Raw genomic sequence first — 14,315 nt, forward strand, 5'->3', positions numbered from 1 at the left:
TACAACAAAAAGGGCTCAGTTTCCTGAGCCCGCAAATACTTACCCTACTATGTTTTTATCTCTGAAGAATTGTCCCAACATTCCACGTTCTCCAGACCCACTATGCTATCTTTATAAAAGACAGGGTCCTTCCCTGCGCGCTTCTGGCGCTTATAATCCTGCAGGGCGGCAAAGGCAACCTTAGATAATAGAAGAATAGCGATCAAATTCACGATGACCATGAAGCCCATAAATAAATCAGCCAAATCCCATACCAATTGGACCTTAGCCACGGAGCCAAAAATAATCATCGCCAAGACGCTGTATCTATAGATCAGTAATACTTTTTTATTGGAGTTCAAAAATTCTATATTGGTCTCACCATAATAATAATTTCCGATTAACGTACTGAAAGCAAACAACAAAATCATGATCGCTAGGGATCCAGAAGCCCACGAACCAATATGTTCGCTTAATGCCGCTTGTGTCAGCTTAATTCCATCCAGCCCTGGCTGTTTATACGCATCCGATAACAAGATAATAAAAGCAGTACTAGAACAAATAAGTAACGTGTCTGTAAGTACACCCAGCGCTTGCATCAGCCCTTGTTTCACCGGATGACTAGTTGTTGCAGTTGCCGCAGCATTAGGAGCACTACCCATCCCCGCTTCATTGGAGAATAGTCCTCTTTTCACCCCTTGCAAAATAACTGCCCCAAAAGATCCCCCTGCGATTTGCTCAAATCCAAAAGCACTTTTCACAATAAGCGCCAGAATCGCCGGTATTTCCGTAATATTAATTAACATAATAATAACAGCAGCCCCAATATAGATCCCTGCCATTACCACTACAATATATTCGGACATTCTAGCAATACGTTTAACCCCACCAAAGATAACAGCAGCAAATGCAGCAGCGACTACAAGTCCAAGAATCACCCGATTAGTGCCAAATGAATTCTCAAAGGCCACTGTAATCGTATTGGATTGAACTGCATTAAATACAAGACCAAAGGATAACGTGATCAGAACCGCAAATACCGCGCCCATCCAACGTTTTTTCAGGCCTTGCTCCATATAATAGGCAGGCCCCCCACGAAATCCAGTCTTGTCCTTCACTTTATACACCTGTGCCAGAGTACTTTCAATAAATCCGGACGCTGATCCAATAATAGCTATGACCCACATCCAAAAAACAGCCCCTGGTCCACCTATTGCGATAGCAATTGCGATCCCTGTAATATTCCCTGTCCCAACCCTTGCTGCCATACTGATACAGAAAGCCTGAAATGACGAAATGGAATCTTTTGACCTTTCATTGGACTCTTTAAGGACCCTAAACATTTCTTTAAACATGCTAAACTGAACAAACTTCGATCGAATGGTGAAATAAATTCCACAAACAATAAGCAGAACCACCAAAATTTTCGACCAAAGAAAGTCATTTGTTGCGCTAATCATACTGTCTAACATTTGTTGCATGTAAATCCGCCTCTCCATTGTGTCGATACCCAGTTGCTGAACCTTAAGTTACATAGTATTTTCAAATATAACAGCCCTTATTTCAAAAGCCAACAAAAAAAATTAGCCAGCAACAATAAAATGGTTCTGGCTAGTCAAATATATATTTGGCATTTAACATTTAGAATTGGAGACACAACTGTTCAGCCGTATTTCATTAATCCATCGGATGAAGCCTTGAACCACTTTACGGATTTTTAGTACCGAGTTAAAGAAGACTCTAATATTTGGGTCGTTCACCGGTTAGTCGTGAACCGACACTGTACCCTATAAAAATGGCAACCAATTCTTCTTCCGAAGATTTAGTTGCCATTGTATTAATTGATGGTTAAAACAATAAGAAGATGCCAGTTCCCTAAGGACAACACGAGATAAAAGTTGAACTCACATATGAACTGCAAGTGGAACACTTGCCATCACAATAAGATCCACCAAAAGTAACACAGGTTACTGTTGCTGCAATCTCTGAGCATCTGTACGTTTGTCTATACTTTGAACGTCTTCCACTACACGGTGTATCATAACAATCTTCATATTCTCCGCATATCGGTCCCATCTTCTCACCTCCTTTCAAGATTATTATTTCACATTTAAATCAAATGGCTCTTTTTGAGCAGTGAACATAGCAGCATACACTCCTCTTGATTCCAACAGACTAGCATGATCTCCAAATTCTACAACTGCCCCTTTATCAAGAACAATTATTTTATCCGCTTTCTTACAATTGGCTAAACGATGAGTAATAATAATTGCTGTCTTCCCAGAGCACATCTCAAAAAAAAGATCGAACAGCTTTCTTTCAGATAAAGGGTCCATTGCAGATGTAGGTTCATCCAATAAGAATATATCCGCCTCTTTGATAAGTGATCTTGTCAGAGCCACTTTCTGCCACTGCCCTCCAGAAAGCTCGGTTCCATTTCCGTATACTCTTCCTAATAATGAATCTTTACCTGCAGATAATTGTTTAGAAATTATGTTGTAATCTTCGAATGTATTTTGCCTCTCCAATTTATTCAAATCATTCAACGAATTACTTCGATGAAACAACACATTTTCTACCAAAGTAAATTCATACTTAACATAATTTTGAAATAAAACAGTTAATTTACTCCACACCTTATTTGCATTTTTCTTAGTCACTTTTTTGTGGTCATAGAAAACAGAACCCGAAGTCGGCTCATAATAACCTATAAGACATTTCGCTAAAGTGCTTTTTCCTGATCCGTTTTCTCCTACGATTGCTACCGTTTCTCCAGCTTTTATACTGAATGATATATCTTTTAATACTGAATTAGCCTGTCCGGGATATTGAAAAGATAAATTCTTAACGGTAATTTCATCTTGCAAGTTTATTTCGTATTGATCAGAAGCTTCCTCTATATAATCTTTTTCCTTTGAGCAGAAAACAAAATCATAAAACTCTTCAACTACAAACGAGTTCCCATAGATAGACCCGGCGTCATTTACTAATGAAATGATTCCTGCCATGCTAGACGTAAACAAAGAGGAGTACGCAATATATTCACCGATTGTCATCCCATCATGAGTTCCAAAATAAATTAATCCAAAAAAATAAAATGTATTAAATAAATGGGTAAGGTTAGAAAATAGTCTTTTCTTTGATGTAACACTTTTAGTTAACTTATACTGGTCATTTGATGTTTTCCAATACAGCGATTTCCATTTATCCAGAAGAAACTGACCATGATTGTATATCTTCAATTCCTGTTGAGCTTCTCTATCCTTGAATAAATTAATTAGATACCCCGCTCTTCTCACGTCTAATGACTGTGCAAATCCTTGAAGATACTGATCTTTTGAGGCCTTAAGATAAATAAAGAGACTAGGAATAATCAAGATAACAAGAACAATTCCTAGGCTCCAATTAATTCTCACTAACAAAATTAAATAAGAGATTAAAATAAATACGTTTTTCAATAATCCCAATAATGAAACAAATGTACTTATACATTTTGATCCTAAACCACTGATTCTCTCAAGCAGGTTATAATTGTTAGTATCCTCAAAATAAATTACAGGTGTGTCCATTAACTTATGAGCCTTCATATCTTCTAAGTAGTAATCGGCATTTTGGTTAAGACGTTTAATGAGTAGCATTTTCCAATCAATAATAAAACTAGAAATAACCAATAATGAAATATTTAAACTAAAAAAGAAAATTAAGTTCTCAGTTAATTTTCCAAATTGGAACACATTGCTTATAGAATCAGTTAGTTTACTGATAATATAAATCTGTGCTGCCGGAATACAGCTTTCAATGAAAAAAAGAATACTAAGAATTAGAACTTTCTTTTTCTGATTTAAAGTGGCCTTATGAAAAAGGACGCAATGCTTATGAACATTTTGATATACATTATTCATTCCTATCCAGACCAATATAAAGTGGATATTCTGCAATGACTTGTCCATGTATGCACATTTTATATATGTAATTCCCCTCTTGGACTATAGGGTAATTCACTTGAATACTAGTATCTCCACCTGGAAACATGTATTGGGGTCTATAATTTTTTATGGGAAAGAGAGAAGAATTCATATCAATTTTCCCATCAGGTGCATAGACATCTAAATATCCCTCTTCTTCATACTCAGGAAACGGCAGCTGCAATTTAATTAAAACAAACGTTTTGATAGAGCAAGGTAGATATGAAACGTTAACTCTATTCAAAATATGTTCCATTGTATGAGAGCCAGTATCGTGACTATAAAAGCCAGAGGATGCTACAAATAGACTTGCCTTCACTGAATCCATATATTCCTCCACACCCTTTAGATAGTACTTTAATCAAAGTCATGTAAAAATCTTAATAATTCATCTATATTTTCCGTATACTGTTCTCTGATAACCTCACCTGCAGAGTTTACTTGCACACATGTAGGAGTATTAACAATGCCTAATTGAATATAAGGACTTGTATAAGATATTACTGGAAAATCAAAGCCCAACTCATTTATTAAAGTCTCATTATCTGCTTCTTCTCCATCGGTTACCAATATAAACTCACCGTTTAATTCAACTTGTGATAATTTGGGTATAACATCGACACAATGCAGGCAGCTGAAGGAAACCATACAATAAATTGTTTCCTTTGCTGGCAGAGGGATTTCTTCAAATATCTTTTCAAATCGTTTTTCCGCAGTTACTACTTCATCTTCTAAAAGAGTAGCTCTTTTCAAAACGTCTTTTAAAATCATCTCAAACCTCCTTATAAAAAAATTAATAATTTAAGAGGATCTTTCTGAGGGGCTGAGTCAAGATATCTAACATAAAATCCGCCCCACAGTTTTCAGCTTTTAAGATTTGCCCGAACTTATTAAGTGTAAATGCCTTTGGATAATTAAATATTAGTAATTCTTCTTTCATCCTCTGTTTACTAAGAGAGAATACACGAGCTCTATTTTGAAAATAAGAATTTAATTCCTTTACTGTATTTGCATCGACATTCATAAAAATCACTACATTAAGATTAGAGTGTTGGTTGATGTAGTCATCAATAACCTCCATAGCAACCTCGCAAGCTTTACATTCCATACTAAGAAAAACGGCAAGAATATGTTCATTGCGGATTAAATCAAGCAGTTTCCAGTCACTATTGTCAATATCAAAGTTCGATAAATAGTCTCCTACCTCAGGACTAAAGTTTCTAGGAGGCTTGAAAAGTGAATCTATCATTGATGTTTGCGTATTCATTAAATTTTCCTCCTAATTACGAGTAAATATTTTGTTCTTCAAGAGATTTATCTGCCAGAAAGGAGAATACTTTTTTTGTTTTTATTAAAATAACTGTTTGTTCTAGCGCTTCAATTAGGCGGTCGATATCTTCATCAGTAATTGACTCATGAAAGCTGAGTCTAATACTGCTGGAAGCTATAGCCTGATCATTGCAAATTGCCATTAGCACCCGACTTTCTTTACTCCCCTTAGAAGAACAAGCAGACTGTGACGATGCAATAATCCCCTTTTTGGCCAATATAGATAAAAAAATAGCTGAACTTGTAGCTGTATATGAAAAATTCAAAATATGGGGTGAACCTAAACCAGGACTTGGGCTATTGATGTGCAAACCGTCTATATTATGTAAAACTGAATAAACCCGTTTATATATCATTGTTAAAGAATTTAATCTCTCTTCTTGTTGGTTAACAGCTATCTTAATGGCTTCTTGCATACTCAGGACACCAGTAATGTTGGTTGTTCCTGGTCTAATACCAAATTCTTGATTTCCTCCAAACATAATAGGAGAGATATTGACATGTCCTTTCTTCATTAAAAGCCCCATCCCTTTTGGGCCTCCAATTTTATGTGCTGATATGGTATAAAGGTCTACGTATTCTAAAGAAATAGCTATTTTTCCAAATCCCTGTACTCCATCAACATGAAAATAAATGTGAGGATAATTTTTCAACAAATTCCCTATGTCTTCGATAGGTTGTATAGCACCTGTTTCATTATTTACTTGCATAATACTTACTAAAGCAGTGTTTTCTTTAATTGCTTCTTTCAAAGATTCAATATTCACCATTCCATTACAATCAACAGGTAAATAAGTTACGTCTACTCCCTGGTCATTTAAAAATTCTATACAACGTATAACAGAAGGATGTTCAATTTTAGTAGTGATGACATGGAGTCGTCTATTATTATTTTGTAATGCCCTTATAACACCAAATATAGCTAAGTTATTACTCTCAGTAGCTCCAGAAGTAAATATTAATTCAGAGGAATTCACACCTAATAAATTTGAAATAGAAATTCGTGCTTCATTAATTAGCTGCTCAATCTCTAAACCCATCATATGTGTCGAGGAAGGGTTTGCATAATATTCTAATGATGAACTCATTAAAACTTGTGAAACCATAGGATCAATTGGTGTAGAAGCACAATAATCAAAATACAGTGGAGTTAAGTTTATTTCTTCTGAGCCATTCTTTAAAATACCACTATTCAAACTAAATTCCTCCAATCCTATTATTTAAAATTAATTGTAATAATTTACTTTAATTCATATATATAAATATACATGCCATTTTTTGGTGAGTCAATCCAGGAATTACATCTATTTTTCACTTGCTTGGTTTTCAAATAACATGACTAAATTAAAATCATTATTCCATTCAGTAGCTTGAGGTTTTCACAAAAATTGGCCAGATCTCATAGTTACCGTACTGTGGACGTCCAATAACCGCTCAACGCTCCTCAATCTAGTACTTTATTTTTTCTATACACTGACTTCTGAATTCAAGCGAAACTAAATAACCAGTCACCGATTGATTTCCGGTGACTGGTTATTTTAAACTTATATAGTATTTTGATACCTCTCTAACAAAATGAGTAAGTCCTATGCAGTATGAATCAAATTTATGAATTTAGCATTTTTAGAGCTATATATTCGGCATTTAACATTGATGTTTTTTTTAAGAAGGACCTTTATGACGAGTCCAAATAATCATACAGCAGATATCTTTGAGGTATTAATTAGCCACAGCTTTAAAATATTGGTACACCTGATTTAACTTCTTATCATGTTTCCCTTTTGGACTCTCCATATTCCCAAATTCGAAAAACTTCACTTTCTTGATGCCACAATATTGAAATAGTGCTTTTCTCATCAGCACTTTATGGGAATTATTCAGCCAATATAAAGGATAAAGGGTCGGCCCCTTCATGCTGGAAATGCAAACCACAGACTTTCCTTTCAGCAGCCCTTCGGGGATGAGACCACCCTTTTCTCTGTAAGCGAAATTAGAAGCAAACATTTGGTCAATATAACCGAGCAACATCGCGGGAGGACGTCCCCACCAGATTGGATACACAAACACAATTTTATCGGCCTGACGAATCTGCTCCCGATACTTCTCGAGCTTGGGATCGATATGCATGTCTCTTCTACGTTTATTTTCATTAAATACCAGCACAGGATCAAATTGCTCTTCGTAAAGATCAAGGACCTCTATCTTCGTGATCTTTTGATTCTCATTACTTCCCTGAATGACTTTATTGAAAAAAGCATAACTTAAACTTTTATGATTCGGATGTGTATAGATGACTAAAACGTTCATTGCTCCACCTCTTTAATTATCATTTGATAACAAAATGGTATCACAACCGTTATTTAGTTGTCAAATGATAATTGTATTATGATAATTATTTTGTTAAGGTTTACAATAAGAGGTGATCCTTATGGACAAACAAGCGTTTTTTCAGAAAATTGTTACCTTTACGACAGCAGTCCATGAAGTAACATTTGACTTTACCAAAGATGTTAGACCGGAAGGCATTACTCCCGTTCAATATAGTATTCTGGAATATATTGCGGTTAGCCAGCCTGTTACCCTCAGCCAAATCAGCGATTGTAAGAATATCTCTATGCCGAATACCAGCCGTGAGCTGAAGAAATTAACAGAAAAAAACCTGTGTGAGAAGCTTGATGTCGCCGAGGACAGGCGTAAGCAAATGATCCGGTTGTCTGATGCTGGACAAGCGATGATGAACGAGGCTTTTGAACGGATCGGTGAACGTTTTCTAAACCGGATTAAAGAGGTTCCCCCAGAGGAATTAGCCGAGATTAACCATGCCCTCGATATCCTGCAATCTAAGGTGTTTAATACCCAGCAATGATCCGAGAAAAAGACAATAGAGCAGCGGTTCCCCATTAATGGGAGCACCGCTGCTCTGTGTTTTGGGTCGTTGGTTAGCTGACTCAAGAACGATTATTGGCTAGTTAAAGCCTGACGACTTCGAATCAGCCTCACCTTCAGCTAAATCGCCGAATCGTATTCGTCCACTGAGGCTTTCGGACCCAGATGACGTTATAGGCATGTTTTTAGCCTTTTGTGCGTAGTTTCGGACTCCAGCGACGCTATTCCTATGAATCGGGTTCATATTGGGTGTTTTTTATGCCAATAGCTGCTATACGGTCCGTTGGCATTCCAAATATGCGAAAAAGCTGCATTTAAGGTCAGCTGAGTCCGAAAGACGCTTCCCTAATAATCCCCTAATAGAAATAGGCACTCCTCTTAAGGAATGCCTTGATTGGATTATAAGTATTCTTAGCCAGCGAAACGGACTATTTCACCAGTCCGCTGATAAAGGTCTCAAAATTGTCAGCCAAACGTGTGATTTTGTATTTGTTATCCCGATCTACATGAATAACCTCAGGTTCGCCATCATTTCCGAATTCACGGTAATCCAGCATCACCACTTCATTCTCAGAAGGACAATCACAAATCACCACACCAACTTCAGGATAACGTCCATTTTCAATCACAGTCCGGCTGCCTGAAGCCCCACACAGCGACTTATTCTTATCTCGTCCAATTCCGAGGATACCAGAAATCGTAATAAATTCTCCTGTTCCCGGAATCGGATAACGATTGTTATGAGGAATTCCCCCATTATGTAACTTCATCATATCCACATAGGAAGCAGGCAGCTTGAAAACCAGCTCTTCTTGTACAGAAGTAATCAATGCATCTGAAGGCGGGTCAGAAATATATTCTGAGAACGCATACTCGCTGTCATCCCAGAAATTAGTGGCATCCAACGCTATTACAGGCTTCTTAGCAGGTTTGTTTACAGGCTTTTTCGCAGCTTTTTTAGCCAATTTACGTTTGATCCAGCCCAGAAACTCCAATGTGTCTTCATCATCAGGTTCCAGCTGATCGGCAATCGTAAACGCTTTTAAAGCTTCGTCATATCTTTTCAGATAATAATAAGAAACCCCGATACGGTAATGCCAGAGCGGGTCACCTTCACCCTCATCTTCAATGCTCAAATACTGCTCTAAAGCCTCTTCATATTGGCCGAGATTATTAAGCGCCCTGCCCAAATGACTAGTTAGAACATAATCTCTTTCCTCTTCAGGAATTTCCGTGATTGCATCCACGATTTCTTGAAATTCATCTTCCTCATGCCATTCATCCAATTTTGCCAATAACTCATCACTCATCATTAATACCTCCTATTAACGATCACTCAAAATACCTATTAGAAATTATACCATTTCTAACCTATGCCCAGCCAATAACACATGTCCTAGCCCTATCAATCAAAAAGCAACTTCCCTTTTTGCTGTGAAAAACAGACCGCAGCGTTTATCTGCGGTCTGTTTTTCGTATACAGAAAACCATTTTAATTATGGTAACTATAATTGCTGCTTTCTATCCTGCCTTTACGACTGCATCCCGTTTTCGATCCTCTGCAGGAACTCTTCAACGGCACTATAGCCAAGCTGTTTAAGGTACCAATTGTTCGCAGCCGCCTCGATCAGGCCAGCCACGTCGCGGCCAGGCTGAAGCTGAATTTCAATATGCGGAATTTGCACGCCAAGATATTCTGTGAACTGGGGTTCGATTTCGAGCTCATTATTCAAGGAATTCTCCCGCCATGGTGACAACTCGATGTCGAGTACAATTCGTGTCTCTTCCTGAAAAGCTCTACGCCCGTACTGCCGTACAACATTGATCAGACCAATACTGCGCAGCGCTAGGAATTCACGGGTCGTTTCATTATGCGTGCCGAGAAGCGTCGCCGGTCCCAGCTTCTTAAGCACAACTACATCATCGGCTACAAACCGATGGCCTCTTCTAATGAGCGTGTGAGCGGTTTCGCTTTTTCCGATCCCGGACTTGCCTCTCAATAGGACACCTATGCCAGACACGTTCACACACACTCCATGAATTGAAAGTTCTGGCGCCAGCGCCTTCACCAGATAAGTATCAATCTTTGCGATGAACTCTGATGTCGTCTCTTCCGTCCGAAGTAGTGGTATACCTTCTTGGTCGCAGAATAAAGTCAAATAGGGGATCTCCTGCTGACCCGTCGTCACAATAAAACATGGGGGATGATACTTAACGATATTGCCAATATGTAACTTGCGTTGCTCAACGCTTAGCTTTAGCAGATAATTGATTTCTTTGCGGCCCAATACTTGTACTCGCTTCATCGGAAAAAAATCGAAGTAACCCACGAACTCCAGGCCAGGTCTATGTGTCTTAGAGCGAGTGATCTCGCGGTCCATGCAGCTAGCACCCGCAAGCACTTCCAGCTTAAACGTTTCCGTAAGGCTTTGAACGGTAATCGATTTCAATGTTGTTCTCCTCCTGTGGCTACGTATTTTGAATACGTAATACGGTTACCGGGATATATTCAACGACGAATAGAATGATTCCTGCAAAAGAAATAGACAGATCATGAGATATTAACAACTATGTTCCTTCAAGAAAATTAATGAGGTATATCTCCGGTTGCGTGAGAAAATCTGCAAAACTACATAAATCCGCGTACGTCTGATGTTCCACGTCGTAACAGCCTATCAGGCCTTTTTTCTTCGGATTCCACATAAGCAGCAGATCAGAGTAATTATCTATATCGGCTGACAGACGGAGCAGCTTTTGCCGGCCGATTTTTATTTCAATGGTATCAGTTAATGTGAAAAAGTCGATATATCTAATTTCATATTCATTTTGTGTTAGCTCAAGACGCAGTTTTGTTCCAGTAAGAAAGCTAACCAATTCATCAGACAATTTATATTTTCTCAGCTCAAACTTCTTATTCTCGATATCATGAAATTCAGCCGGCTCTAACGATTTCAAAAAGTCAGCCAAAGCTGTATTCTTATTGCTCACAGCAATGGTGTAAGGGCGATCGCCATCTTTTTCCGCCAAGGTAACGTCTGCGCCACGTTCAATCAAATATTGTACCATCGCTTGATTACCCATTCTTGTGGCAACTGTTAACGGAGTGGCTTGATAAGGATAGACCATATCAGAATTGTTGTAATTAATGTCCACCCCATGATCCAGTAAATAAGCAACGGTCTTAAGGTCGTGATCTGACACCGCTTTGCGTAATACAGCCCCACCATGCTGCTTAATATCTAATCCTAGCTCATGTATGAGCGGGATATTGTTTTTGTTGCCATAGTAGGCCTGCGAATATGCACCTGACTTGACCTGATTAAGCTTGTCCAGTTTGGCCCCTTGTGCTGCAATATAGCGGACGATATCTTCTTTGCAATAGCGAATCGCGAGCAAAAAAGCCGGATTATTCTTCACATTCAGATTTACCCCGTGTTGTACCAGCAGCTTTATGACATCCATTCTCTCTGATATAAGCGCCAAATCTAACGGGGTTAACGTGGTATATTTGCTAAGTACGATGCCCTCTTCAATATCCCAGCCTGCTCTAATGGCAGCCTCTAATTCCGGAATATTTCCTTTGTAAATATGCATGGCCATTTGCGGCAGTTCCTCGAACTTCCCTATATCCTTCAGACGAATCATCCATTATCCACTCCTACTTCAAGTATTATGAAGAGTATAGAGAACCGTATAGTAAAAAAACAATCCAAACTAAGGATGTTGTTCTAACAAATAGTCCTCATAATGTTCAGATCGGCGAGATTATTGCTGCTATTTCAAAAAATAAAAAGAAGCTCCGTGAATTCACGAAGCTCCTGTTTACAATTTATGATGGTAAGTAAAGTTGAAGCAGCCTGCTGTTGCCAGCGAGAAAGCTGGATATATCCCTCTTTATCCTTGGATGTCCCGTCTCGCCTCTTGCTCGGCAAGAATCTCGTTATCTTCCGCGTTATCCCGTGTCACTTTCTGAACGCCAATAGCGCTATAAGAAATCAAGAGAATAACAGCTATGTAATACCCCTTTACATTTAATTCAAATGGAGCATTGTAAAGGCCTATAAAAAACATCGCATACCCGATAATCAAACCCACAAAAGCCATAATTGTGAAGGCCCCTGTATTTCTCATCCTGTGTTTAGGGTTATCCAAACGAAATTCTTTATCCTCTGTATTGTCCCTGACCACCTTTTGCACAACGATACAGGAAATCGTAATTAACACCATACAAAGCAAATAATACCCTTTTACGTTTAGCTCCCAAGTGTCGTTGTACACTCCCAAACAGAATAGAAAAAGTCCTGCCCCCAATGCAAAATACGATGCCCCCGTAAAAGCAGCCGTGTTGCGTTTGCGATATCTCTGATTCATCTGATAATTCCTCTCCCACTACAGACTTGAATGATGATATATCCTTCTCCACTATACCGTGGAACATCGGTAAAATTCTACCATGAATCAGGTTGTTTTAGGGAATTTCAGGAATTTTTACTATACAATTATAAAATAACGCAAACACCGAAAGGACGGCCTCAGTCCCGTACAATATAGGACGAAAACCGCCTCCCGCGATCTCTGCAACATATATTAGAAAAATGCTACTGCCTTTCCTGATCCACTAATTGTTGCTGTGCGAGACGAATCATTTCGCGGACCATCGATCCACCAATTTTACCGCCGATCTGGCCCACCGATTCTGTGCTCAAATGACCATTTTGACCGTGCTCCAAAGGGACACCCAGTTCTTTTGCGACTTCGTATTTCACATCATCAGGCCGCTCCGGATCTACATCATACCCCTCGCGCCGCATCACTTCCGCTTTAAAAATTTGCATTCCGCGGCTGGCTCCCGGCACTGCATATTTCCTGTTTCTTCTAGACATCCTTATCCCCTCCCAAACCTGTTTTAAATAACATGCCCGGAAAACGGAACCTCCACCCTTATGGACTTGCCCCGATTATTTCCAAGCAGGGCGCCGTTGCAACACGGCATTCGTAGCACGCAAGGTTACAGCCCAAAATAAAAAAGCCACAGCACTAACAGAAGCTCCAAGCCAACATACCCCGTTCCAGCCATAGTGAGAATATATTTGAGTGGAGGCAATCGATCCGGTAGCACTTCCAATGGAGTAAAAAACCATATACCCTGCGGTGAGCCGACTACGTGCCTCCATGCGCAAGGTAAGTATTATACTTTGATTGGTGACATGCACCGCCTGCACAGCCAAATCAAGCAGAACAATACCAATGACCAATGCCAACAGCGACTGCTCGGTAAAACTGATAAACCACCATGAAATCAACAATAGAAGTAATGCTATGCCTGTCGTTCTCTGTCCATGACCCTGATCAGCTAGCTTTCCCGCCCGCGCAGCAGCTAATGCTCCCACAATTCCCGCCAGACCAAATGCCCCAATTGCAGTATGTGAAAGTGATAACGGCGGAGCACTAAGAGGCAAGACCACAGAAGTCCACAGAATACTGAAAGCAGTAAAAATCAGCAAAGCCAGAATAGCGCGGATACGCAATACTCTCTCTTGTACAAACAACATAAACACTGAGCTAAGCAGCTGAGCGTATGACAGTGTTTTTACCTCACGTTCCACATTTGGCAACACTCTAAATAATGTACACACCATACAAAGCATTAAAGCAGCAGAAAAAAGGTATACGGAACGCCAACCTGCAAGATCTGTAAGTATTCCTGAAATGGATCGCGCAAGAAGTATTCCAATCACAATTCCACTTGTGACCATGCCTACGACTCGCCCGCGTTCGGCAGGGGCAGCCATTGTCGCCGCGAACGCAACAAGCGTCTGCGTTACAACAGCGAGTAGTCCCACTGAGGCCATACCTACGAATAGTATCGTGCTGGAAGAGGCAGTACCCACGATAATCAAAGCTACCACAGATAATAACATCTGGCCGATAATCAGGCGGCGCTGATTCAGTAAATCTCCTAGTGGCACGAGCAGTAACAGCCCCACTGCATAAAAAATCTGCGTGATAGTAATAAGAATACCAATGGTTGAATAATCAATACCAAATTCTCTCGACAAATGATCAAGCAACGGTTGTGCAAAGTAGATGTTTGCAACCGACATCCCGCAGACAACGGCAAACAAAAGTGTCATATAACGAGGCATCGAGGAAGCC

Annotated in this window: 14 protein-coding genes and 1 pseudogene; 1 reads left to right on the top strand and 14 read right to left on the bottom strand. The window is 39.3% G+C overall.

Features of this window, described 5'->3' with window-relative positions:
- Nucleotides 1–47: 47 nt before the first annotated feature.
- The 7 genes from NST58_RS31885 to NST58_RS31915 form a co-directional block, all read right to left on the bottom strand.
- The gene (locus NST58_RS31885; RefSeq protein ID WP_076276296.1) at nt 48–1,460 is read right to left on the bottom strand and encodes an alanine/glycine:cation symporter family protein; all 1,413 of its coding nucleotides are present in this window, start codon (nt 1,458–1,460) and stop codon (nt 48–50) included.
- A 618-nt stretch (nt 1,461–2,078) separates the two neighbouring features.
- Nucleotides 2,079–3,881 (bottom strand): ABC transporter ATP-binding protein, encoded by a 1,803-nt coding sequence (locus NST58_RS31890; protein WP_076276297.1) that lies wholly within the window; start codon nt 3,879–3,881, stop codon nt 2,079–2,081.
- Nucleotides 3,874–4,272, bottom strand: coding sequence for a hypothetical protein (locus NST58_RS31895; RefSeq protein ID WP_076220710.1), 399 nt, complete (start codon nt 4,270–4,272; stop codon nt 3,874–3,876). Before NST58_RS31895 ends, NST58_RS31890 begins: the two co-directional genes overlap by 8 nt.
- A 29-nt stretch (nt 4,273–4,301) precedes the next feature.
- Complete coding sequence (locus tag NST58_RS31900) at nt 4,302–4,715, bottom strand: hypothetical protein (protein ID WP_076220711.1); 414 nt, start codon at nt 4,713–4,715, stop codon at nt 4,302–4,304.
- Nucleotides 4,716–4,737: 22 nt separating this feature from the next.
- A complete protein-coding gene (locus NST58_RS31905; RefSeq protein ID WP_076220712.1) occupies nt 4,738–5,211 on the bottom strand; it encodes a hypothetical protein in 474 nt (157 codons plus the stop codon).
- A 16-nt stretch (nt 5,212–5,227) separates the two neighbouring features.
- On the bottom strand, nt 5,228–6,469 hold the full coding sequence (locus tag NST58_RS31910) for a cysteine desulfurase family protein (protein WP_081387424.1): 1,242 nt from the start codon (nt 6,467–6,469) through the stop codon (nt 5,228–5,230).
- Nucleotides 6,470–6,992: 523 nt separating this feature from the next.
- The gene (locus NST58_RS31915; RefSeq protein ID WP_036682318.1) at nt 6,993–7,580 is read right to left on the bottom strand and encodes an NAD(P)H-dependent oxidoreductase; all 588 of its coding nucleotides are present in this window, start codon (nt 7,578–7,580) and stop codon (nt 6,993–6,995) included.
- A 121-nt stretch (nt 7,581–7,701) separates the two neighbouring features.
- Between NST58_RS31915 and NST58_RS31920 the strand changes: the two genes are divergently transcribed.
- Nucleotides 7,702–8,139, top strand: coding sequence for a MarR family transcriptional regulator (locus NST58_RS31920; protein ID WP_076124207.1), 438 nt, complete (start codon nt 7,702–7,704; stop codon nt 8,137–8,139).
- A gap of 448 nt (nt 8,140–8,587) precedes the next feature.
- On the opposite strand, the gene NST58_RS31925 is transcribed toward NST58_RS31920, so the two are convergent.
- The 7 genes and pseudogenes from NST58_RS31925 to NST58_RS31955 form a co-directional block, all read right to left on the bottom strand.
- Nucleotides 8,588–9,469: an SMI1/KNR4 family protein gene (locus tag NST58_RS31925; protein WP_076220470.1), complete on the bottom strand. Its 882-nt coding sequence runs from the start codon at nt 9,467–9,469 to the stop codon at nt 8,588–8,590.
- A gap of 222 nt (nt 9,470–9,691) precedes the next feature.
- Nucleotides 9,692–10,609: an HPr(Ser) kinase/phosphatase gene (gene hprK / locus NST58_RS31930; protein ID WP_076124211.1), complete on the bottom strand. Its 918-nt coding sequence runs from the start codon at nt 10,607–10,609 to the stop codon at nt 9,692–9,694.
- A gap of 118 nt (nt 10,610–10,727) precedes the next feature.
- Nucleotides 10,728–11,804 carry an ankyrin repeat domain-containing protein gene (locus NST58_RS31935; RefSeq protein ID WP_076179249.1) on the bottom strand — a complete coding sequence of 359 codons (1,077 nt, stop codon included), beginning with the start codon at nt 11,802–11,804 and terminating at the stop codon, nt 10,728–10,730.
- 249 nt (nt 11,805–12,053) lie between these two features.
- Nucleotides 12,054–12,290: a YiaA/YiaB family inner membrane protein gene (locus NST58_RS31940; RefSeq protein WP_305953524.1), complete on the bottom strand. Its 237-nt coding sequence runs from the start codon at nt 12,288–12,290 to the stop codon at nt 12,054–12,056.
- Nucleotides 12,291–12,317: 27 nt separating this feature from the next.
- Nucleotides 12,318–12,530: pseudogene (locus NST58_RS31945) on the bottom strand (YiaA/YiaB family inner membrane protein); the annotation flags it as partial.
- Between the two features lie 227 nt (nt 12,531–12,757).
- Nucleotides 12,758–13,042, bottom strand: a complete 285-nt coding sequence (locus NST58_RS31950) for an alpha/beta-type small acid-soluble spore protein (RefSeq protein ID WP_036682328.1) — start codon at nt 13,040–13,042, stop codon at nt 12,758–12,760.
- Nucleotides 13,043–13,117: 75 nt separating this feature from the next.
- On the bottom strand, nt 13,118–14,305 hold the full coding sequence (locus NST58_RS31955; protein ID WP_339248817.1) for an MFS transporter: 1,188 nt from the start codon (nt 14,303–14,305) through the stop codon (nt 13,118–13,120).
- Between the last annotated feature and the right edge of the window lie 10 nt (nt 14,306–14,315).

Source organism: Paenibacillus sp. FSL R10-2796, assembly GCF_037965315.1.
In the GTDB taxonomy this organism is placed as follows: domain Bacteria; phylum Bacillota; class Bacilli; order Paenibacillales; family Paenibacillaceae; genus Paenibacillus_AQ; species Paenibacillus_AQ odorifer.

Bases quoted from the DNA above. Each gene is read 5' to 3' on its own strand.
- NST58_RS31885 (WP_076276296.1), bottom strand. From the start codon at position 1,460: ATGCAACAAATGTTAGACAGTATGATTAGCGCAACAAATGACTTTCTT.
- NST58_RS31890 (WP_076276297.1), bottom strand. From the start codon at position 3,881: ATGAATAATGTATATCAAAATGTTCATAAGCATTGCGTCCTTTTTCAT.
- NST58_RS31895 (WP_076220710.1), bottom strand. From the start codon at position 4,272: ATGGATTCAGTGAAGGCAAGTCTATTTGTAGCATCCTCTGGCTTTTAT.
- NST58_RS31900 (WP_076220711.1), bottom strand. From the start codon at position 4,715: ATGATTTTAAAAGACGTTTTGAAAAGAGCTACTCTTTTAGAAGATGAA.
- NST58_RS31905 (WP_076220712.1), bottom strand. From the start codon at position 5,211: ATGAATACGCAAACATCAATGATAGATTCACTTTTCAAGCCTCCTAGA.
- NST58_RS31915 (WP_036682318.1), bottom strand. From the start codon at position 7,580: ATGAACGTTTTAGTCATCTATACACATCCGAATCATAAAAGTTTAAGT.
- NST58_RS31920 (WP_076124207.1), top strand. From the start codon at position 7,702: ATGGACAAACAAGCGTTTTTTCAGAAAATTGTTACCTTTACGACAGCA.
- NST58_RS31925 (WP_076220470.1), bottom strand. From the start codon at position 9,469: ATGAGTGATGAGTTATTGGCAAAATTGGATGAATGGCATGAGGAAGAT.
- NST58_RS31935 (WP_076179249.1), bottom strand. From the start codon at position 11,804: ATGATTCGTCTGAAGGATATAGGGAAGTTCGAGGAACTGCCGCAAATG.
- NST58_RS31940 (WP_305953524.1), bottom strand. From the start codon at position 12,290: ATGAGAAATACAGGGGCCTTCACAATTATGGCTTTTGTGGGTTTGATT.
- NST58_RS31950 (WP_036682328.1), bottom strand. From the start codon at position 13,042: ATGTCTAGAAGAAACAGGAAATATGCAGTGCCGGGAGCCAGCCGCGGA.
- NST58_RS31955 (WP_339248817.1), bottom strand. From the start codon at position 14,305: ATGCCTCGTTATATGACACTTTTGTTTGCCGTTGTCTGCGGGATGTCG.